The organism is Pantoea sp. X-Soil-ISGK-421, from assembly GCF_059730785.1.
On record NZ_AP035979.1, the window covers coordinates 239,423 to 259,360 of the forward strand.

19 protein-coding genes are annotated in these 19,938 nt (G+C 54.9%); 16 read left to right on the forward strand and 3 right to left on the reverse strand.

Annotated features, from left to right (window positions below; genetic code table 11):
- The first annotated feature begins 15 nt into the window (after positions 1-15).
- From AC6I8K_RS01085 to tatD, 9 genes are all read left to right on the forward strand, one after another.
- Positions 16-1,287 (forward strand): tetratricopeptide repeat protein, encoded by a 1,272-nt coding sequence (locus AC6I8K_RS01085; RefSeq protein WP_497826106.1) that lies wholly within the window; start codon positions 16-18, stop codon positions 1,285-1,287.
- 68 nt (positions 1,288-1,355) lie between these two features.
- Positions 1,356-2,867: a DNA recombination protein RmuC gene (gene rmuC, locus AC6I8K_RS01090; protein WP_497826107.1), complete on the forward strand. Its 1,512-nt coding sequence runs from the start codon at positions 1,356-1,358 to the stop codon at positions 2,865-2,867.
- A gap of 75 nt (positions 2,868-2,942) precedes the next feature.
- Positions 2,943-3,701, forward strand: coding sequence for a bifunctional demethylmenaquinone methyltransferase/2-methoxy-6-polyprenyl-1,4-benzoquinol methylase UbiE (ubiE, locus tag AC6I8K_RS01095; protein ID WP_064738138.1), 759 nt, complete (start codon positions 2,943-2,945; stop codon positions 3,699-3,701).
- A 6-nt stretch (positions 3,702-3,707) separates the two neighbouring features.
- Complete coding sequence (gene ubiJ / locus AC6I8K_RS01100) at positions 3,708-4,313, forward strand: ubiquinone biosynthesis protein UbiJ (RefSeq protein ID WP_483816593.1); 606 nt, start codon at positions 3,708-3,710, stop codon at positions 4,311-4,313.
- On the forward strand, positions 4,310-5,947 hold the full coding sequence (ubiB, locus tag AC6I8K_RS01105; protein WP_483816594.1) for a ubiquinone biosynthesis regulatory protein kinase UbiB: 1,638 nt from the start codon (positions 4,310-4,312) through the stop codon (positions 5,945-5,947). Before ubiJ ends, ubiB begins: the two co-directional genes overlap by 4 nt.
- Before the next feature lie 110 nt (positions 5,948-6,057).
- On the forward strand, positions 6,058-6,312 hold the full coding sequence (gene tatA, locus AC6I8K_RS01110) for a Sec-independent protein translocase subunit TatA (protein WP_008105810.1): 255 nt from the start codon (positions 6,058-6,060) through the stop codon (positions 6,310-6,312).
- A gap of 2 nt (positions 6,313-6,314) precedes the next feature.
- Positions 6,315-6,842, forward strand: coding sequence for a Sec-independent protein translocase protein TatB (tatB, locus tag AC6I8K_RS01115; RefSeq protein ID WP_064738135.1), 528 nt, complete (start codon positions 6,315-6,317; stop codon positions 6,840-6,842).
- 2 nt (positions 6,843-6,844) lie between these two features.
- Positions 6,845-7,603: a Sec-independent protein translocase subunit TatC gene (gene tatC / locus AC6I8K_RS01120; protein ID WP_064738134.1), complete on the forward strand. Its 759-nt coding sequence runs from the start codon at positions 6,845-6,847 to the stop codon at positions 7,601-7,603.
- An 84-nt stretch (positions 7,604-7,687) separates the two neighbouring features.
- Positions 7,688-8,470 (forward strand): 3'-5' ssDNA/RNA exonuclease TatD, encoded by a 783-nt coding sequence (tatD, locus tag AC6I8K_RS01125; RefSeq protein ID WP_064738133.1) that lies wholly within the window; start codon positions 7,688-7,690, stop codon positions 8,468-8,470.
- Here the strand turns inward: tatD and rfaH are convergent.
- Positions 8,467-8,955 carry a transcription/translation regulatory transformer protein RfaH gene (gene rfaH, locus AC6I8K_RS01130; RefSeq protein WP_008105818.1) on the reverse strand — a complete coding sequence of 163 codons (489 nt, stop codon included), beginning with the start codon at positions 8,953-8,955 and terminating at the stop codon, positions 8,467-8,469. The two genes, tatD and rfaH, sit on opposite strands and share 4 nt — an antisense overlap.
- Before the next feature lie 209 nt (positions 8,956-9,164).
- Here rfaH and pepE point away from each other — a divergent pair, with 209 nt between their 5' ends.
- The 3 genes from pepE (at position 9,165) to fre (ending at position 12,195) form a co-directional block, all read left to right on the forward strand.
- Positions 9,165-9,896, forward strand: coding sequence for a dipeptidase PepE (gene pepE / locus AC6I8K_RS01135; RefSeq protein WP_497826108.1), 732 nt, complete (start codon positions 9,165-9,167; stop codon positions 9,894-9,896).
- A 73-nt stretch (positions 9,897-9,969) separates the two neighbouring features.
- The gene (gene ubiD, locus AC6I8K_RS01140) at positions 9,970-11,454 is read left to right on the forward strand and encodes a 4-hydroxy-3-polyprenylbenzoate decarboxylase (RefSeq protein WP_064738131.1); all 1,485 of its coding nucleotides are present in this window, start codon (positions 9,970-9,972) and stop codon (positions 11,452-11,454) included.
- A 39-nt stretch (positions 11,455-11,493) separates the two neighbouring features.
- The gene (gene fre / locus AC6I8K_RS01145; RefSeq protein WP_483816595.1) at positions 11,494-12,195 is read left to right on the forward strand and encodes an NAD(P)H-flavin reductase; all 702 of its coding nucleotides are present in this window, start codon (positions 11,494-11,496) and stop codon (positions 12,193-12,195) included.
- 127 nt (positions 12,196-12,322) lie between these two features.
- Here fre and fadA read toward each other — a convergent pair whose 3' ends face one another.
- Positions 12,323-13,486, reverse strand: a complete 1,164-nt coding sequence (fadA, locus tag AC6I8K_RS01150; RefSeq protein WP_483816596.1) for an acetyl-CoA C-acyltransferase FadA — start codon at positions 13,484-13,486, stop codon at positions 12,323-12,325.
- 10 nt (positions 13,487-13,496) lie between these two features.
- A complete protein-coding gene (gene fadB, locus AC6I8K_RS01155; protein WP_497826109.1) occupies positions 13,497-15,680 on the reverse strand; it encodes a fatty acid oxidation complex subunit alpha FadB in 2,184 nt (727 codons plus the stop codon).
- Positions 15,681-15,866: 186 nt separating this feature from the next.
- Between fadB and pepQ the strand changes: the two genes are divergently transcribed.
- The 4 genes from pepQ to hemG are packed head-to-tail and all read left to right on the forward strand — an operon-like array spanning position 15,867 to position 19,848.
- A complete protein-coding gene (pepQ, locus tag AC6I8K_RS01160) occupies positions 15,867-17,198 on the forward strand; it encodes a Xaa-Pro dipeptidase (RefSeq protein ID WP_497826110.1) in 1,332 nt (443 codons plus the stop codon).
- On the forward strand, positions 17,198-17,815 hold the full coding sequence (locus tag AC6I8K_RS01165; RefSeq protein ID WP_497826111.1) for an IMPACT family protein: 618 nt from the start codon (positions 17,198-17,200) through the stop codon (positions 17,813-17,815). Before pepQ ends, AC6I8K_RS01165 begins: the two co-directional genes overlap by 1 nt.
- Before the next feature lie 27 nt (positions 17,816-17,842).
- Positions 17,843-19,294 (forward strand): Trk system potassium transporter TrkH, encoded by a 1,452-nt coding sequence (gene trkH / locus AC6I8K_RS01170; protein WP_064738125.1) that lies wholly within the window; start codon positions 17,843-17,845, stop codon positions 19,292-19,294.
- Between the two features lie 17 nt (positions 19,295-19,311).
- On the forward strand, positions 19,312-19,848 hold the full coding sequence (gene hemG, locus AC6I8K_RS01175) for a menaquinone-dependent protoporphyrinogen IX dehydrogenase (RefSeq protein WP_483816600.1): 537 nt from the start codon (positions 19,312-19,314) through the stop codon (positions 19,846-19,848).
- Positions 19,849-19,938 lie beyond the last annotated feature (90 nt).

The window sequence follows — 19,938 nt, forward strand, 5'->3', positions numbered from 1 at the left end:
ACTGAGAAATTTCTTATGCGCAAAATGGTTTCTGTCTCACGTCCTAACTTCATGAACAATCCCGCTGCTTCGCAATCTCGTGTTGAGGGCGCAGCAGCGAGATTTCGCCAGGCGATGGCGGCCAATAACTATCCTCTTGCGCGTCAGTGCTGCGAAGAAGTGCTGCGCGTCTTGCCCAATCATATGCAAGTGCTTAGCGACTACGCGTTAACCCTAATGCGCGTCGGCGAATACAAAAAATCGTATAAAATTTACCAGAAGATCTACCAGGCTCCGGCCGCCCTGCGTGCGCAGGCGTCGGAAACCTGGCTGGATGGATTGACCGAAGTCTGCGGCTGGTTGAATAAAGAGGATGAAGTGGCGCGTTATGGTCTTGAGTCGCTACAGAAATCCGATGTGACTTTCAGTAAAGGGACGAAAGTGGCCTTTCCGGCCGATGCACCTTCACCGATCAATCGCAGCAATCCCGCGGAAAACATCATCTCTTTCAGCCTGTACGGCGGTCAGCCACGCTATTGTGAAACGCTGATTAAAAACATCGAAGTGGCGCGCGAACTCTATCCTGACTGGATCTGCCGCATCTATCTCGACGACAGCGTGCCGCAGCACGTCTGGCAGCGCTTGCGGCAGCCCAACACGCAGCTGGTGGATATGTCGCAGGAGAAAACCATCTTCCCAACGCTATGGCGCTTTCTGGTGATGGACGACGCCAGCGTCAAACGTTATATCGTACGTGACGCGGATTCATTGCTGTCTGAACGCGAAGTGGTCGCGGTAGAGGCCTGGCTGAATTCACCCTACTGGTTCCATCATATGCGCGATTACTTCTCGCACACCGAATTGTTGTTGGCAGGCATGTGGGGCGGCTGTCACGGCGTGTTCCACAATGTTGAACAGCAGATGCGTGACTTTATCGCGCAATATCAAGGCAGCGAACGCTTCACCGATCAGTACTTCCTTAAGGTGGCGCTGTGGCCGACGGTGCGTGAAAGCCTATTGAGCCATGACGATATTTTTCGTTTCCATCAGGCACAGCCGTGGCCGACACATCAGCCGATTCGTTGGAAAACCGACAGCTTCCATGTTGGCAGCAACGCGGGGTTCGCCAGCATGGCCGGTAAAGTGGAGAACGTGGAAAACGGTTGGCAGCAGGTTGAGATCACCTACGACGGCAAAAGCTGGACCTATCCCGCGAAAATCCACAATGAAACCGAATGGGTGCTGCCAATGCCATTCTTCCTGATTGATGCATGGAAAGCTGGCGATCTGACCGTCAAAGCCCTGTAAATTAAGTCTGGACATTCATACAGTACACCTCTACCTTTTCCCTCAGCGAGTCGATCCGCGGGGGGATTATGGATCAGCAACTTATCATTAGCGGCGCGCTGGCGCTGGCCGGTTTAGGCATTGGCTGGATCATAGCCCAACTGCGTGCCGGCCATCAGCACGCCAGCTTCACCACCGAGCGTCGCCTGTTAGAAGAGGCGCAACAGCGCCAGCAGCAGCAGCTCGAACATCTACAGCAGCAAATCCAGCAACGCGAACAGGAGCTGCGCCAACTGCACGGCGCGCTCAGCGGCGCGCAGGAACGCTTGCAGCAGCTTGATTATTGGCGCGGAGAAAGTGAACAGCTCAGCCGTGAGCTGCGTAATCAGCTGGAAGTGAACAGTGCGCAGGAAGCCGAATTGCGCGAAGTGACCATCCGCCTCGAAGAGACGCGCTACGGCGCTGAAGAGAAGCAGCGCCTGCTCACCAACAGCGAACAGCGTCTCAGCGCGCAGTTTGAAAATCTGGCGAACCGTATCTTCGAAAACAGCGGGCGGCGTGTTGATGAGCAAAATCGTCAAAGTCTGAACAGCCTGATTGGTCCGCTGCGGGAACAACTGGACGGTTTTCGCCGTCAGGTTACCGATAGTTTTGGCGTGGAAGCACGTGAACGGCATACGCTGACCCATGAAATTCGCCAGTTGCAGCAACTCAACGCGCAGATGGCGCAGGAAGCGGTTAATCTCACCAAGGCGCTCAAGGGCGACAATAAAATTCAGGGCAACTGGGGCGAAGTGGTGTTGGCACGTGTGCTGGAAGCTTCTGGTTTGCGTGAAGGCTACGAATACCAAACGCAGGTTAGCGTGCAGCTGGAGCAACAGGGTCGAATGCAGCCGGATGTGATCGTCCGCTTGCCGCAGGGCAAAGATGTGGTAATTGACGCCAAAATGACCCTGGTTGCCTACGAACGCTATTTCAATGCCGATGATGAAGCCACGCGTGAGCAGGCAATTCAGGAGCACGTTAACGCGATGCGCGGACACATCCGCTTGCTGAGCCGAAAAGATTACCAACAATTGCCCGGTTTACGATCGCTGGATTATGTGTTGATGTTTATCCCGGTGGAACCGGCGTTTCTGCTGGCGATTGATCGTCAGCCTGAGCTGATCAGCGAGGCATTGCAGCAGAACATCATGCTGGTGAGTCCCACCACGCTGCTGGTGGCGCTGCGTACTATCAACAATCTCTGGCGTTATGAGCATCAAAGCCGCAACGCGCAGCGCATCGCCGACCGGGCAACGCGGCTGTACGACAAAATGCGGCTGTTTGTCGATGACATGAGCGGCATTGGGCACAATCTCGACAAAGCGCAGCAAAGTTATCATCAGGCGATGAAAAAATTGTCTGAAGGGCGCGGCAACCTGATTGCGCAAAGTGAGGCCTTCCGTTCACTTGGCGTAGAGATCAAACGCACGATCAATCCGCAATTGGTCGAACAGGCGCAGCCGGAAGAGGCGGATGAAGAGTGGGCAGACGATCGCACTGAGGATGAAAACGTTGCAGATCCAACAACGGACTCGCTGCGCCGCATCAACGAATAGCACGGTGGTCGCGTGCTCGTGTAGCGCGACTCTGATACACTTCGGCAAGAATTGTTTGTGGAACAGGTAAAACCGATGGCAGATGAATCACAGCAGGAAACTACCCATTTTGGCTTCCAGACCGTCGCGAAAAGCGAAAAGGCCGATAAAGTCGCGGACGTGTTTCACTCCGTCGCGGCAAAATATGACCTGATGAACGATTTGATGTCGTTTGGCATCCATCGTGTCTGGAAGCGTTTTACCATTGACAGCAGCGGCGTGCGCCGCGGTCAGCGCGTGTTGGATCTGGCGGGTGGTACCGGCGATCTGACGGCAAAATTCTCACGTCTGGTGGGCGAAACCGGCCAGGTTGTGCTGGCAGACATCAACAGCTCCATGCTGAAGATGGGCCGTGAAAAGCTGCGTAATCTTGGCGTGTCAGGGAATGTTAGCTACGTTCAGGCTAATGCCGAAGCGCTGCCTTTCCCGGATAACTATTTCGATTGCATCACTATTTCGTTCGGCTTGCGTAACGTGACCGAAAAAGAGAAAGCGCTGGCATCAATGTACCGCGTGCTTAAGCCGGGCGGACGTCTGCTGGTGCTCGAGTTCTCGAAGCCGTTGCTGGAGCCGCTGAGCAAAGCTTACGATACCTATTCATTCCACATTCTGCCGCGTATTGGTCAGCTGGTGGCGCAAGATGCCGAAAGCTATCGCTATCTGGCGGAGTCGATTCGTATGCATCCCGATCAGGAAACCCTGAAAGCGATGATGAACGATGCAGGTTTTGAAAATACCACCTACTTCAACATGACTGGCGGTATTGTCGCGCTGCACCGCGGATTTAAATTCTAATCCATCATGACTTTAACTCCTCTCATCACCGGCGGTCTTGAGACCGCCCTGAACCGTGTTCTCTATCGCGATCGCAGCCTGAAAGCCGCGCGCCAGCGTCTGGCGGGCAAGGTATTGATGCTGCGTCTGCAAGAGCTCGATTTTCCTTTGGTACTGGTGTTTAGCGAATCCCAGCTTGATGTGTTGAGTGATTGGCAAGACAGCAGCGACTGTACGGTGAGCTTGCGTGTTAGTACGTTGCCGAAATTGCGCGATCGCCAGCAGCTCACCAGCTTGATTCGTAGCGGTGAACTGGAGGTAGACGGCGATTTGCAGGTGGTACAGCAATTCTCTGCGCTGATGGATCTCGCTGAGCTGGATCCGGCGGAATATCTGGCGCCGTGGATTGGCGATATCGCCGCGCAAGGCGTGAGCCAGGCCGCACAGCAGGCGCTGCAATTCGTGCAGCAGCAGTTCACTCGCCGTCAGGATTATCTGGGGCAGGTGCTGACGGAAGAGTGGCGTGTCGCGCCGGGCGCACTGGAACTGGCATGGTTCTGCGAGGAAGTGGAAGCGATAGAACGTTCGCTCAATGCGTTTGACACGCGTTTAGCACAGCTGGAGGCGAAATGACGCTGGGAGAAATTCGGCGCTTATACTTTATCATCAAGATCTTTCTGACCTACGGTCTTGATGAACTGATTCCCCGCATGCGCTTCACGCTGCTTTTACGCTTGTGGCGGCGCTGCATCTTCTGGATCCCTAATCAGCACAAAGAGGCTTCCGCCGGCGTGCGCATCCGTTTAGCCATGGAGCAGCTGGGGCCGGTGTGGATCAAATTTGGCCAAATGCTTTCCACACGCCGCGATTTATTCCCGCCCGCGATTGCCGATGAACTGGCCGTGCTGCAGGACCGCGTTGCGCCGTTTGATGGCTTCAAAGCTAAGCAGCAGATTGAACAGTCGATTGGCGGCCCGGTGGAAACCTGGTTTGAAGATTTCGATATCAAACCGCTGGCATCCGCCTCTATCGCGCAAGTTCATACCGCGACGCTGAAGTCCAACGGCCGCGCGGTGGTGATCAAAGTGATTCGTCCCGACATCCTGCCGGTGATCAGAGCCGACATGCGGCTGATTTATCGTCTGGCGCGTTGGGTGCCGCGTTTACTGCCGGATGGACGGCGCTTGCGTCCGCTCGAAGTCGTGCGTGATTACGAAAAGACTTTGATAGATGAGCTGAATTTGCTGCGTGAAGCGGCGAATGCCATCCAGCTGCGCCGTAACTTCGACCAAAGCCGCATGCTGTATGTGCCGGAAGTGTTCTCCGATTATTGCAGTGAAACGATGATGGTGATGGAGCGCATTTACGGCATTCCAATCTCGGATATCGCTACGCTTGAGCAGCACGGCGTCAATATGAAACTGTTGGCAGAGCGCGGTGTGCAGGTGTTCTTTACCCAGGTGTTCCGCGATAGCTTCTTCCATGCCGACATGCATCCCGGCAATATTTTCGTCAGCTATGATCATCCGGAAGATCCGCAATATATTGGCATTGACTGCGGTATCGTCGGCTCGCTGAACAAAGAAGATAAGCGCTATCTGGCAGAAAACTTCATCGCCTTCTTCAACCGCGATTATCGCAAAGTGGCCGAGCTACATGTGGATTCAGGTTGGGTGCCGCTGGATACGAACGTCGAAGATTTTGAGTTTGCTATTCGTACCGTGTGTGAACCGATTTTCGAAAAGCCGTTGGCCGAGATCTCGTTTGGTCACGTGCTGCTTAACCTGTTCAATACCGCGCGCCGCTTTAATATGGAAGTGCAGCCGCAGTTGGTGCTGCTGCAGAAGACGCTGCTGTATGTCGAAGGGATTGGCCGCCAGCTTTATCCACAGCTCGATCTGTGGAAAACCGCCAAGCCGTTCCTCGAAGATTGGATCAAAGATCAGATTGGTATCCCGGCGATCATGCGGGCGGTGAAAGAGAAAGCACCGTACTGGGCGGAAAAACTGCCGGAGTTGCCAGAGCTATTTTACGACAGCATGCGCCAGCACAAATTATTGAAGCACAGTGTCGATAAACTCGTCACCGATTTAAATGTACAGCGAACACGCAATCATCAGGCGCGCTATCTCTTTGGTGTAGGCGCTACACTGTTATTAAGTGGCACCGCCGTGCTGTTAAGTCGACCGGATTGGGATTTCTTCCCGGCGCTATTAATGGCCGCTGGCATCGTCACCTGGCTTATTGGCTGGCGCAAGACAAACTGATTGTCTGCCTGGTACAAATCGCGTAATGTCGCAAGCTAAAGCCCGAAATCATACGGGCTTTCTGTGCGTTACAGTCAACAGTTTTTCACAGAATATTAGAGGCATATCTCATGGGCGGTATCAGTATTTGGCAATTGTTAATCATTGCCGTCATTGTTGTTCTTCTGTTCGGTACCAACAAACTTCGTAATCTGGGTTCGGATTTAGGATCTTCCATCCGCGGCTTCAAAAAAGCCATGGGCGATGAAGACGATAAAAAGGATCAACCGAAAGAGCAGGACGCTGACTTCAACGCCAAAACTCTGGCAGACAAACAGCAAACCACGGCGACTAAAGACGACGCCCGGAACGACAAGCAGGTATAACTGTGTTCGACATTGGTTTTAGTGAACTGGTATTGGTGTTCGTGATCGGGCTGATTGTACTTGGCCCGCAGCGATTACCGGTTGCGGTGAAAACCGTCGTCGGCTGGATTAGAGCCATTCGCTCGCTGGCCGCGAATGTACAAAACGAACTGGCGCAGGAACTGAAACTGCAAGAACTGCAGGACAGCCTGAAAAAGGTGGAAGAAGCGGGCCGTGGCACGCTGTCACCTGAGCTGAAAGAGTCGATGGAAGAACTGCGTAAAACCGCCGACTCTATGAAGCGTTCGGTTCAGCAGAGCATCGATATCGAAAAAGAGGAAGATGAAGCCAACACCATTCATCAGACTCCGCCAGCAGCAGTGCAGCCCGTGACTTCACCAGCGGTCACACCGGCTACAGCAGAACATCAAACCAGTGCGCCTGCACAGACTCCGCAGCCGACTGACGAAATTTCTGCCGCTGAACATTCTCCTGTCGCCAGTGCTCCACAAAGCACCGCGAAGATTTCTCTCGTAAAAGATGAACGATAAACATGGCCGTTGAAGATACCCAACCGCTCATTAGCCATTTGATTGAGCTGCGCAAGCGTTTGTTGCATTGCATCATCGCTGTTTTAGTCATCTTTCTGTGTCTGGTCTACTTCGCGAATGATATTTACCATTTGGTTGCATCACCGTTGATCAGCCAGATGCCGGCCGGGGCGAGCATGATCGCCACCGACGTTGCATCTCCCTTCTTCACGCCTATCAAGCTCACCATTATTGTTTCGGTATTTCTTGCCGTGCCGGTGATTTTGTATCAGGTGTGGGCGTTTGTCGCGCCAGCGTTGTATCGCCACGAGCGTAAACTGGTGATGCCGTTATTGTTTTCCAGTACGTTGCTGTTTTATGTCGGCGTGGCCTTTGCTTACTTTATCGTGTTCCCGCTGGCGTTTGGCTTCTTCGCTAAAACTGCGCCGCAGGGCGTGACCATCGCCACCGATATCACCAACTATCTTGACTTCGTCATGACGATTTTCATGGCATTTGGTGTGGCGTTTGAGGTGCCGATTGCGATTGTGCTGCTGTGCTGGACGGGCATCACCTCGCCGGAAGATCTGCGCAAGAAACGGCCTTATATGCTGGTTGGCGCGTTCGTAGTTGGGATGTTGCTCACACCGCCGGATGTTTTCTCGCAAACTTTGCTCGCTATTCCGATGTACTGCCTGTTTGAAGTCGGCGTATTCTTCTCCCGCTACTATGTGGGTAAAGGACGTCAGTCTTCGGATGAGGAACAGAACACCGAATCCTGATGTCCTTAATGCAGGGCATCCCGCAGCGCGCGGGAAGATGAATCTAAACCGCCCCGTTGGGCGGTTTTTTATTGGGGAGAAAACATGTTTGATATCGGTGTAAACCTGACCAGCACGCAATTCGCAAAAGATCGCGAGCAGGTTGTGAAACGTGCGCGCGAAGCAGGCGTCACCGGCCTGTTAATTACCGGCACCAACGCGCTGGAAAGCCAGCAGGCGCGTCAGCTGGCGGCATTACATGCCGGCTTTTGCTGGTCGACGGCGGGCGTCCATCCGCACCATGCCAGTGAATGGTCGGCGGAAACGGCGAATACCTTACGCCGTCTGGCGGAAAGCGAGCAAGTGGTGGCGATTGGCGAATGCGGCCTGGATTTCAATCGCAATCTCTCTGCCCACGATCAGCAGGAATATGCTTTTGATGCGCAGCTCGCGTTGGCCGCAGAGTTGCAACTGCCGGTATTTCTGCATTGTCGTGAAGCGCACGATCGTTTTGTGGCAGTACTGAAGCCGTGGCTGCCAAAACTTGTTGGTGCGGTGGTGCATTGCTTTACCGGTACGCGTGAGGAGTTGCAAGCGTGTCTGGCGCTGGGATTATCGGTGGGGATTACCGGTTGGGTGTGCGACGAACGTCGCGGTATGGAACTGCGTGAATTGCTGCCGCTGATTCCCGCTGAGCGCCTGTTACTGGAAACCGATGCGCCATATTTACTGCCGCGCGATATGCACCCGCGTCCCACTTCGCGCCGCAATGAGCCGTGCTTCCTGCCGCATATTGTGCAGCAAGTGGCGAACTGGCGTGGTGAAGAGGCAGAAGCGCTGGGTGCGCAGGTCAATCTTAATGCGCGTCAGCTGTTTAAACTGGCTTAGAGTTTACGGAACTGCTTGTTATCGACGCTACGCATCACCTGTTTGTTCAGCATGTTGAGCAGCAGAACGGAGCGCGTTTCACCATCTGGCTCGGCAAAAATCGCGCGGAGCCCTTCGAAGGTGCCATCGGTGATGATCACTTCATCACCGCTCTGCGGGGTTTCCGGATCGAGAACGATTTGCGGCGCGTCGGTTTGCAGGGCTTCGATCACATCATGCGAAACGGTGGCCGGCATAGTGCCAAAGCGCACGAAGTGGCTGACGCCGCGCGTGCTGCTGATGGTGGTGGTGTGAATCGCTTCGGGATCGAACTCGATAAACAGATAATTAGGGAACAGCGGCTCACTCACGGTGGTGCGTTTACCGCGCACAATCTTCTCCAAAGCGATCATTGGGCTGAGGCAATTCACCTCTTGCCGCTCAAGATGCTCCTTCGCGCGCAATAGTTGTCCACGTTTGCAATAGAGTAAGTACCAGGATTCCATAACCGCTCCCAAATAATGGACGCTAAGAATATCAAATCAGTTGTCAGAGTTATAGCGCATCGGCGATGGGAAACAGGGTGTTGAAAACAATTTCACTACGATTTTTCCGATTGATGCGGCTTCTTAACGCTTTCTTGCAAGAAAATTGACGGCTGACGACTATCTGTATCAGACTCCATCCCCATCTTTCGATTGAAAAGGAGTGGCTGATGGAACTGTTCCTGTTGAGTAACGGCAAAGTGGCTGACGATGCGCCGCTATTAAGTTACGCCCACCCGCAGCTGCACGCGATGATCGCTCAGCGCGGCATCACCTCGGCTGTGCTGGTGCCCTATGCGATTATTCGTGGCGATCATGCGCAGCGTGCGCAGGATTTATCCGCGTCACTAGGCATTGAAGTGCGCACCGTGCACGAGTTCGCATCGCCCGTTGCGGCGATTGATCAAGCCGAACTGATTTTGGTGAGCGGCGGAAATACCTGGTTCCTCAATCAAATGCTGCATGAGCACGGCCTGATCGTCGCCATCCAACGCGCGGTACGCGAGCGTGATGTGCCGTATGTTGGCTGGAGCGCCGGTTGCAATGTGGCAACGCCTTCAATCCGCACCACCAATGACATGCCGGTACGCAGCAGCGTGGTGTTGCCTGCGCTTGGCTTGTTCCCGGTGCAGATCAACCCGCACTATCTTGATGCGCACGTCAGCGGCCATATGGGCGAAACGCGCGATGAACGTCTGGCCGAGTTCTGTGCTGTTAATCCTCATGAGTCGGTGATTGCACTGCGCGAAGCCAGCTTCCTGCACGTGAGCGAGAATCGCCTGCGCTATCACAGCGCGCGCGGCGAAGACTTCAAAGTGTTCCGCCACGGCGAGCCGATTGCTGCTTATCACGATGTACTGGCGATTCAGTCGCTGGTGCCATTTTCATGTCAGCCAGCCTGACGCAAAACCTCAACATGTCAGCGTAAAACGCCCCTATAATAGCGCTTCACTCTGGCCGGAAAGCTAAAGCCGCATGAAATATCAGGATTTACGAGACTTCCTCGCGTTGCTGGAACAGCGTGGCGAGTTAAAGCGCATCACTCAGGAGATTGATCCTGAGTTAGAAATGACGGAAATTGCCGATCGCACGCTGCGTGCCGGCGGCCCAGCGCTACTGTTCGAAAACCCGAAAGGGTACGACATGCCGGTGCTGTGTAATCTGTTTGGCACACCGAAGCGCGTGGCGATGGGCATGGGCCAGGAAGAGGTCAGTGCGCTGCGTGAAGTCGGTAAGTTGCTGGCGTTCCTGAAAGAGCCAGAACCGCCGAAAGGCTTCCGCGATCTGTTCGATAAAATGCCGCAGTTCAAGCAAGTGCTGAACATGCCCACCAAGCGTCTGCGCAATGCGCCATGCCAGGAAGAGATTTTCAGCGGTGATGAGGTCGACCTGTCTCGCATCCCGGTGATGAAATGCTGGCCGGGCGATGCTGCGCCGCTGATTACGTGGGGATTAACCGTCACACGCGGCCCGCATAAAGAGCGGCAAAACCTTGGGATCTATCGCCAGCAGGTGATCGGCAAAAACCGCGTGATTATGCGTTGGCTGTCGCATCGCGGCGGCGCACTTGATTTCCAGGAGTGGTGCAAGGCACATCCGGGCGAACGTTTCCCGGTATCGGTGGCGCTCGGTGCCGATCCTGCCACCATTCTCGGCGCGGTGACGCCGGTGCCAGATACGCTGTCCGAATACGCCTTTGCCGGTTTGCTACGCGGCAACAAAACTGAAGTAGTGAAGTGCGTTTCGAATGAACTCGAAGTACCCGCCAGCGCGGAAATCGTGCTGGAAGGTTACATTGAGCCAGGTGATTTGGCGCCGGAAGGTCCGTACGGCGACCACACAGGCTACTACAATGAAGTAGACAGCTTCCCGGTGTTTACCGTGACGCACGTAACGCAACGTCGCAATCCGATTTATCATTCAACCTACACCGGACGTCCACCGGATGAACCGGCGGTGTTGGGCGTAGCGCTGAATGAAGTGCTGGTGCCGATTTTGATCAAGCAGTTCCCGGAGATTGTCGATTTCTATCTGCCGCCCGAAGGCTGCTCCTATCGCCTGGCGGTCGTCACGATCAAGAAACAGTATGCCGGCCATGCCAAGCGCGTGATGTTCGGCGTGTGGTCATTCCTGCGCCAGTTCATGTACACCAAGTTTGTGATTGTGTGCGATGACGACGTCAACGCGCGCGACTGGAATGATGTGATTTGGGCGATTACCACACGCATGGATCCGGCGCGCGATACGGTGCTGGTTGAGAACACGCCAATCGATTATCTCGACTTCGCCTCGCCGGTTTCTGGCTTAGGTTCGAAGATGGGACTTGATGCCACTAATAAGTGGCCAGGCGAAACCACGCGCGAGTGGGGCACGCCGATTGTTAAAGATCCGGCGGTGACTGCGCGCATTGACGCCATTTGGGATGAGTTAGCTATCTTTGCCGAGCCGCCGCAGCGCTAAAGGCGGCAGACCAATTAGACCCGAAGAAAAAGGGAACGCATGACAACGTTAAGCTGCAAAGTGACTTCGGTTGAAGCGATTACGGATACGGTTTATCGCGTCCGTTTAATTCCGGCTGCGGATTTTAACTTCCGCGCAGGACAGTATTTGATGGTGGTGATGGATGAACGCGACAAGCGTCCCTTCTCACTGGCGTCCACGCCGATGGAAAAGGACATCATTGAACTGCACATCGGCGCATCGGATCTCAATCTCTATGCAATGGCCGTGATGGATCGCATCAAGAACGACCGCCAGATTACGGTTGATATGCCGCATGGTGATGCCTGGCTGCGCGAAGAGAGCGATCGTCCTATCATTCTGATTGCGGGCGGCACCGGATTCTCCTATGCGCGTTCTATTTTGCTAACCGCGCTGGCACAGAAACCCGATCGCGAGATTGCAATTTACTGGGGCGGCCGTGAATTGATGCATCTGTACGATCTGGACGAGTTGAATGCGCTGGCCGTGAAGCATCCAAACCTGAAAGTGATTCCGGTGGTGGAACAGCCGGCGGATGACTGGACCGGACGCAGCGGCACAGTGCTGACGGCGGTGATGCAGGATTTCGCGTCACTGAGCGAGCACGATATCTACATTGCCGGTCGTTTTGAGATGGCGAAGATTGCGCGTGAGCGCTTCTGTGCCGAGCGTGGTGCGCTGGAAGCGCAGATGTACGGCGATGCGTTTGCGTTTATTTGATGATCAACAGAACGCGATAATTCGCGCATATCCCGTTCAATAAATGTAGGGTCGCCATTCATGGCGACCGATGTATTGCGCAAAAAAGCCCGCCCTTTAGGGCGGGAACACGTGCAACATTAACGTATTAAACCCGTTCGAACACCGTGGCGATGCCCTGGCCTAAGCCAATACACATGGTTGCCAGACCAAATTGCGCATCGCGACGCTCCATCAGATTCAGTAGCGTGGTACTGATACGCGCGCCGGAACATCCCAGCGGATGACCGAGCGCAATCGCGCCGCCATGCAAATTCACTTTCTCATCCAGCTGCGCCAGCAAACCCATGTCCTTAATGCATGGCAGCGCCTGGGCGGCAAAAGCCTCGTTGAATTCGAACAAATCGATATCCTGTACGCTGAGTCCGGCGCGTTTTAGCGCCAGTTTGCTGGCAGGAACCGGGCCATAACCCATGATGGACGGATCGCAGCCCACCACCGCCATACTGCGAATGCGCGCGCGCGGCGTCAGGCCGAGCTCACGCGCGCGACTTTCGCTCATGATCAGCATCGCGGCCGCGCCATCGGAGAGCGCGGAGGAACTGCCTGCGGTCACGGTGCCGTTAACCGGATCGAATGCCGGGCGCAGCGCGGCCAATCCTTCGAGGCTGGTCTCTTCGCGAATCACTTCATCGCTATCAAAACGTTTCAACACGCCATCGGCGTCGTGGCCATAGGTCGCCACAATCTCACGCTTGAAGTCACCGCGTTGGGTGGCCGCCCAGGCGCGCTGGTGTGAACGCAGCGCAAAAGCATCCTGCTGCTCACGTGTAATGTGATGCATGCGGGCCAACATCTCAGCGGTTAAGCCCATCATGCCCGCCGCTTTCGCCACCGTGCGGCCCAGGCCAGGATGGAAATCCACGCCGTGACTCATCGGCACGTGGCCCATATGTTCTACGCCGCCGATTAGACAGCTATGCGCGTCGCCAACCATAATGGCGCGCGCCGCATCGTGCAGCGCCTGCATCGAGGAACCGCACAGACGGTTGACGGTGCTGGCAGGCACGCGATGCGGAATCTCCGCCAGCAGCGCGGCGTTACGTGCAATGTTGAAGCCTTGCTCCAGCGTCTGCTGCACGCAGCCCCAGATAATGTCATCCAGTGTGGCGGGATCGACCATCGGGTTGCGGCTCAGCAATTCGCGCATCAAATGCGCCGACAGATCTTCCGCGCGAACCTGACGAAACGCGCCGCCTTTGGAGCGGCCCATTGGCGTGCGTACCGCATCAACAATGACTACTTTTTCCATTTTCATTACCTCAGGCACTTTGCAGCGCCGCTTCGTCAATCGGTTGCACCGCGGGATACCAGCTCTGATGCTGATGAGCTTTTTGCAACAGCAGCGCCGGCAGCGCATACAGCGGGCCCAGCGCGGTATAACGTTTGGCCTGATCGACCACGTTGCTATTGCCCAGCGTATCCATGTAGCGGAACGCGCCGCCGCGGAACGGCGGGAAGCCTAAACCGTACACCAGCGCCATATCAGCTTCGGCCGGTGAAGCAATGATCTTCTCTTCGAGGCAGCGCACCACTTCGTTGAGCATCGGCAGCATCATGCGGTTGGCGATCTCTTCATCGCTGAATACGCGCTTCGGCTGGCAAATAGGCTCCAGCAAGGCATCGACAGCCGCATCGGCTTTCTTCTGCGCTTTGCCTTTTTTGTCCTGTTCCCAGCGGTAAAAGCCCTGGCCGTTTTTCTGACCATAACGTTTGGCTTCGAACAGCACGTCGATAGCGTCGCGATAATCTTTCTGCATGCGCGATGGAAAGCCGTGCGCCATCACCTGTTGGGCGTGATGCGCGGTATCAATGCCCACCACATCCAGCAGCCAGGCAGGACCCATCGGCCAGCCGAACTGTTTTTCCATCACTTTATCGACCTGGCGGAAGTCCGCGCCGTCGCGCAATAGCAAACTAAATGCGGCGAAGTAGGGGAACAGCACGCGATTGACTAAGAAGCCGGGGCAGTCATTCACCACAATCGGCGTTTTGCCCATTTTGCTTGCCCAGGCCACCACTTTACTTATGGTGGATTCCGAGGTTTGTTCACCGCGAATCACCTCGACCAGCGGCATTCTTGGTACCGGATTGAAGAAATGCATGCCGCAGAAGTTTTCTGGGCGCTTTAAGGCTTTCGCCAGCTGGCTGATCGGAATAGTTGAGGTGTTAGAGGCGAGAATGGCGTCCTCGCGCAGATGCTGCTCGGTTTCGGCCAGCACTTTGGCTTTGATCTGTGGATTCTCCACCACCGCTTCAACCACCACATCGGGGCGGTCGAATCCGGCGTAATCCAGCGTCGGCTGAATGGTGGTGAGGACGCTGGCCAGCTTCGCGCCGTCAATTTTGCCGCGCTCAAGCTGTTTGTTCAGCAGCTTACTGGCTTCGGTCATGCCCAGCGTTAACGCCTGTGGAGTAATATCTTTCATCATCACCGGCACGCCTTTCCATGCCGATTGATAGGCAATGCCGCCGCCCATAATGCCTGCGCCCAATACGGCGGCTTGCTGCGGTGCACCGGTTGCGCTGCTGTGCTTCTTCGCCAGGCCTTTGACGTATTGATCGTTCAGGAAGATACCGACCAGCGCGCGCGCCACATCACTTTGGGCCAACGGCACAAACGCGGCGGTTTCCAGCTTCAGCGCATCATCACGTCCGAGGCTGGCGGCGGCTTCAATGGTTTTCACAGCGGTAATGGGTGCCGGATAGTGTTTGCCCGCAGTTTGCAGCACCATGCTTTTGGCGATGGTGAAGCTCATGGCGGCTTCAATCGGGCTGAGTTTCAGCGGCGCCAGCTTCGGCGCACGACGCGCCTGCCAGTTGCCCTGCACGATGGCGTCCTGCAAGACGCTTAGCGCCGCTGCGCGTAATTTGTCGCTGCTGACAACGGCATCGACTAAACCGAGTTTCAGCGCGCTATTGCCATCCACATCTTTGCCCGCCGCGATAATCTCCATCGCGCTATCGGCCCCAAGCAGACGCGGCAAACGTACGCTGCCGCCAAAGCCCGGCATGATGCCTAATTTGGTTTCCGGCAGGCCGATGCGCGCGGTTGGCGTGGCAATGCGGAAATCGGTGGCGAGCACGCATTCGCAGCCGCCTCCTAACGCATAGCCATCGATGGCGGCCACGGTTGGCACCGGCAAATCTTCTAAACGATTGAAGATGCTGTTGGCAAACGCCAGCCACTGGCTCAACTTCTCTTCTGGCGCATCAAACAGCGACAGGAATTCGGTGATATCGGCACCGACAATAAATGCCGGTTTGGCCGACGAGAGCAGCAAACCGCGCAGAGCCGGTTGTTGTTCCAGCACGCTCAACGCTTCGCCTAACGAAGCAACGGTTTTGGTATCAAGTTTGTTCACCGAGCCGGGCGCATCGAATATGAGCTCCGCGATGCCATCGTCAAGCCAGTGAACTGAAAGGGTATCGCCTTGGTAGAGCATGTTCATCTCCTGAAACCGCGAAAGTTGATCTGGTCATACCAGATGGTTTGGAGTGTGAGTGTGATGTTAATTTTTTGCAAACGAGAGTTTGCTTATTTGATACGGCGATCACAGCGCGCGCAGCACGGCATCGCTAACACGGCTGTGCTACACTGCGGCCACTTTCGCGACATTGGAGACAAGTCCATGGATTCACTGAAAACCCTGTATCACGCGCACATCAATACGCTGCAGCAGCGAGCGCAGCAGGTGCTGGCTCGCTTTAAGCTTGATGCCATGCTGATTCATTCCGGCGAGTTGCTGACCGTTTTTCTCGACGATCACGACTATCCGTTTAAGGTGAATCCCCAGTTTAAATCGTGGGTACCGGTGACGCAGGTGCCAAACTGCTGGTTATGGATCGATGGCGTGAATAAACCCAAGCTGTGGTTCTATTCGCCAGTGGATTACTGGCACAACGTTGAGCCGCTACCCAATAGTTTTTGGACCAACGATGTCGACGTGATTGGCCTGAAGAGTGCCGATGAGATCGTGCAGTTGCTGCCTGCACAGCGCGAAAACGTGGCCTATATCGGTCCGGTGCCGTCACGCGCTGCCCAGCTCGGTATTAACAGCGAGCAGGTGAACCCGCAAGGCGTGATCGATTTCCTGCATTATCATCGCAGTATCAAAACCGAGTACGAACTGGCGTGTATGCGTGAAGCGCAGAAGCTGGCGGTGGCGGGGCATCGCGCTGCCAAAGAGGCGTTCTTCTCTGGCATGAGCGAGTTCGATATTAATATTGCGTATCTCACCGCAACCGGTCATCGCGATACCGATGTGCCTTACGGCAATATCATCGCGCTCAATGAGCATGCTGCGGTGCTGCACTACACCAGGTTGGATCATCAACCACCGGCTAAACGCCACAGCTTCCTGATTGACGCCGGGGCGGAATATCTGGGTTATGCTGCTGACCTGACGCGCAGCTATGCAGCGCAGAGCAAATCGCGCTATGCCGAAATGGTTGCAGCGATGAACAAGGAAGAGCTGGCGCTGATCGCCACCTTGAAAGCCGGCGTGCGCTATACCGATTATCATCTGCAGATGCATCAGCGCATTGCGCGCCTGCTGCTGAAATTCGAGCTGGTTAAAGGGCTGACTGAAGAGGCGCTGGTGGCGGAAGATTTAACCGGCCCGTTTATGCCGCACGGCCTGGGACATCCGCTCGGCTTGCAGGTGCACGACGTAGCGGGCTTTATGCAAGACGACAACGGCACACATCTCGCTGCACCGTCGCAGTATCCGTACTTGCGTTGTACTCGCGTGCTGGAACCTGGCATGGTGCTGACTATCGAACCGGGCTTCTATATTATCGATTCGCTGCTGGCGAAGCTGCGCGGCGGCAAGTTCAGCCAATACTTTGACTGGGCGGCAATCGATGCATTAAAACCGTACGGCGGCATTCGTATCGAGGATAACGTAGTGATCCACGCTAATCGTATTGAAAACATGACGCGCGATCTGCACCTTGCCTGATGGATGCTTACGACATTCCCGCTGAGGCCGTGAGTCTCAGCGAGGAAACCATCAAGAAAAGCCGCTTCATTACTTTGCTGGCGCACACGGCGGGCGTGGAAGCGGCGCGCGCGTTTGTGCAGCAGATGAAGCAAGAACATCCCACTGCGCGCCATCACTGCTGGGCGTGGGTGGCGGGTGCGCCGGATGATTCGCAGCAGTTGGGTTTCTCCGATGATGGCGAACCTTCTGGCACCGCGGGTAAACCGATGCTGGCCCAGCTGATGGGCAGCGGCGTCGGTGAGATTACCGCGGTGGTGGTGCGTTATTATGGCGGCATCATGCTTGGCACCGGCGGATTGGTAAAAGCTTATGGTGGCGGTGTACAACAAGGGCTGAAGCAACTGGCGCGTCAACGTAAAGTGCCGATGGAATCTTTTACCCTGCACTGTGATTACGCCCAACTCAGCGATATCGAGCGCCTGCTGCAACGTTTTGACGGCATTATAGAAGAGAGCCATTATCAGGATCGCATTGCGCTGCGTTTAGCATTGCCACATGCGCGGATTGATGGCTTTCGCCAAAACCTCTCTGATTACAGCCGGGGCGCGCTGACGCTCATCCCGCTGACAAACTAAAAGCTTCTGTTTAAAGGAAACGGCTGAATGCATTTTCGCGCCATTACCCGCATCGTGGGCCTGCTGGTGATTCTGTTCTCGGTGACCATGATCTTACCGGGCCTCGTCGCCTTAATTTACCGGGATGGTGCCGGGCGCGCGTTCAGTCAGACCTTTATGATGGCGATCGTCATCGGTTCACTGCTGTGGTGGCCTAACCGCAAGCAGAAAAGTGAACTCAAACCGCGTGAAGGTTTCTTGATTGTGGTGCTGTTCTGGACCGTGCTGGGCAGCGTGGGTGCGATGCCGTTTATCTTTGCTGAGCAGCCACATCTTTCAATTACCGATGCGTTCTTTGAATCCTTCTCCGGTCTTACAACCACTGGCGCCACCACGCTGGTGGGGCTGGATACGTTGCCAAAAGCGATTCTATTCTATCGTCAGATGCTGCAGTGGCTTGGCGGGATGGGGATCATTGTGTTGGCGGTGGCGATTCTGCCGATTCTTGGCGTCGGGGGTATGCAGCTCTATCGCGCCGAAATGCCGGGGCCATTGAAAGATAATAAGATGCGCCCGCGCATCGCGGAGACAGCGAAAACGCTGTGGCTGATCTATGTCTTGCTCACTGTGGCGTGCGCCGTGGCGCTGTGGTTGGCGGGCATGCCGATGTTCGATGCTATCGGTCATAGCTTTTCAACCATCGCGATTGGCGGGTTCTCAACCCATGATGCCAGCATTGGCTACTTTAATAGTCCAACCATCAATACCATCATTGCGGTATTTCTACTGATTTCGGGTTGTAACTACGGCCTGCACTTCTCTTTATTGAGTGGTCGCAACCTGAAAGTGTATTGGCGCGATCCCGAATTCCGTATGTTTATTGGTGTACAACTGACGTTGGTGCTGATCTGTACCATCGTGTTGTGGTTTCACAACGTGTACGCCAGCGGCTGGCAAACGTTAAATCAGGCGTTTTTCCAGGTGGTATCGATGGCAACCACGGCGGGTTTCACTACAGACAGCATTGCGCGTTGGCCACTGTTTCTGCCGGTGTTGCTGCTCTGCTCGGCCTTTATCGGCGGGATGGCCGGCTCAACTGGCGGTGGTTTGAAGGTGATCCGTATTCTGTTGCTGTTTAAGCAGGGCTCGCGTGAACTGAAACGTTTGGTGCACCCGAATGCTGTCTACACCATCAAACTAGGTAACCGCGCGCTACCGGAACGTATCCTTGAAGCGGTGTGGGGGTTCTTCTCAGCTTATGCGCTGGTGTTCCTGCTCAGTATGCTGGCCATCATCGCGACTGGCGTCGATGATTTCTCTGCTTTTGCTGCCGTGGCCGCGACCCTGAATAACCTCGGGCCCGGATTGGGTGTGGTAGCCGATAACTTCACTTCAATGAATGATGTGGCGAAGTGGATTTTGATTTTGACCATGCTGTTTGGACGCCTTGAAGTGTTCACGCTGCTGGTGCTGTTTACGCCGACCTTCTGGCGCGAATAATAAAATAGGATTGAATAATGAAAGCGTTGATTCTGTATTCCAGCCGCGATGGGCAAACCCGTGACATTGCCGCGCGCATTGCGCAGACGTTAGTGCCGCATCAGCTGTGCGACGTGATCGATTTGCTTGAGGCGCAAAAAGTTGATTGGTTGCAGTATGATCGCGTGCTGATTGGGGCATCAATTCGCTACGGTCATTTTCATCCAGCATTGCTGAAGTTCGTAACGCAGCACAAGGCGCCGCTGCAACAGCGCGTAAGTGGTTTCTTTAGTGTTAACCTGACGGCGCGTAAAGCGGATAAGTGCACACCAGAAACCAATGCATATACACGCAAGTTTCTGGAGCAATCACCCTGGCAACCAGATTGCTGTGCGGTTTTCGCCGGTGCACTGCGTTATCCTCGTTATCGCTGGTTCGATCGCGTCATGATTCAGTTCATTATGCGAATGACTGGCGGCGAAACCGATACATCGAAAGAAGTGGAATACACTGACTGGAATAAAGTGGTGCTTTTTGCTCAGGATTTTGCGCAGTTACCAGGCAAATCGTTGTGAAATACAGCGTTGTGGTGAAATTTAGGCCGAACGATTATTTATTTGCAATAAACCCTTGTCAGCTCCGAATAACTCCCTATAATGCGCCAC

Coding starts and splice junctions, on each gene's coding strand:
- hemG (WP_483816600.1), top strand. CDS start 19,312: ATGAAAGCGTTGATTCTGTATTCCAGCCGCGATGGGCAAACCCGTGAC.
- ubiB (WP_483816594.1), top strand. CDS start 4,310: ATGACGCTGGGAGAAATTCGGCGCTTATACTTTATCATCAAGATCTTT.
- rfaH (WP_008105818.1), bottom strand. CDS start 8,955: ATGGAATCCTGGTACTTACTCTATTGCAAACGTGGACAACTATTGCGC.
- ubiE (WP_064738138.1), top strand. CDS start 2,943: ATGGCAGATGAATCACAGCAGGAAACTACCCATTTTGGCTTCCAGACC.
- AC6I8K_RS01165 (WP_497826111.1), top strand. CDS start 17,198: ATGGATGCTTACGACATTCCCGCTGAGGCCGTGAGTCTCAGCGAGGAA.
- tatA (WP_008105810.1), top strand. CDS start 6,058: ATGGGCGGTATCAGTATTTGGCAATTGTTAATCATTGCCGTCATTGTT.
- trkH (WP_064738125.1), top strand. CDS start 17,843: ATGCATTTTCGCGCCATTACCCGCATCGTGGGCCTGCTGGTGATTCTG.
- fadB (WP_497826109.1), bottom strand. CDS start 15,680: ATGCTCTACCAAGGCGATACCCTTTCAGTTCACTGGCTTGACGATGGC.
- pepQ (WP_497826110.1), top strand. CDS start 15,867: ATGGATTCACTGAAAACCCTGTATCACGCGCACATCAATACGCTGCAG.
- pepE (WP_497826108.1), top strand. CDS start 9,165: ATGGAACTGTTCCTGTTGAGTAACGGCAAAGTGGCTGACGATGCGCCG.
- tatC (WP_064738134.1), top strand. CDS start 6,845: ATGGCCGTTGAAGATACCCAACCGCTCATTAGCCATTTGATTGAGCTG.
- ubiJ (WP_483816593.1), top strand. CDS start 3,708: ATGACTTTAACTCCTCTCATCACCGGCGGTCTTGAGACCGCCCTGAAC.
- ubiD (WP_064738131.1), top strand. CDS start 9,970: ATGAAATATCAGGATTTACGAGACTTCCTCGCGTTGCTGGAACAGCGT.
- fre (WP_483816595.1), top strand. CDS start 11,494: ATGACAACGTTAAGCTGCAAAGTGACTTCGGTTGAAGCGATTACGGAT.
- fadA (WP_483816596.1), bottom strand. CDS start 13,486: ATGGAAAAAGTAGTCATTGTTGATGCGGTACGCACGCCAATGGGCCGC.
- AC6I8K_RS01085 (WP_497826106.1), top strand. CDS start 16: ATGCGCAAAATGGTTTCTGTCTCACGTCCTAACTTCATGAACAATCCC.
- tatD (WP_064738133.1), top strand. CDS start 7,688: ATGTTTGATATCGGTGTAAACCTGACCAGCACGCAATTCGCAAAAGAT.
- rmuC (WP_497826107.1), top strand. CDS start 1,356: ATGGATCAGCAACTTATCATTAGCGGCGCGCTGGCGCTGGCCGGTTTA.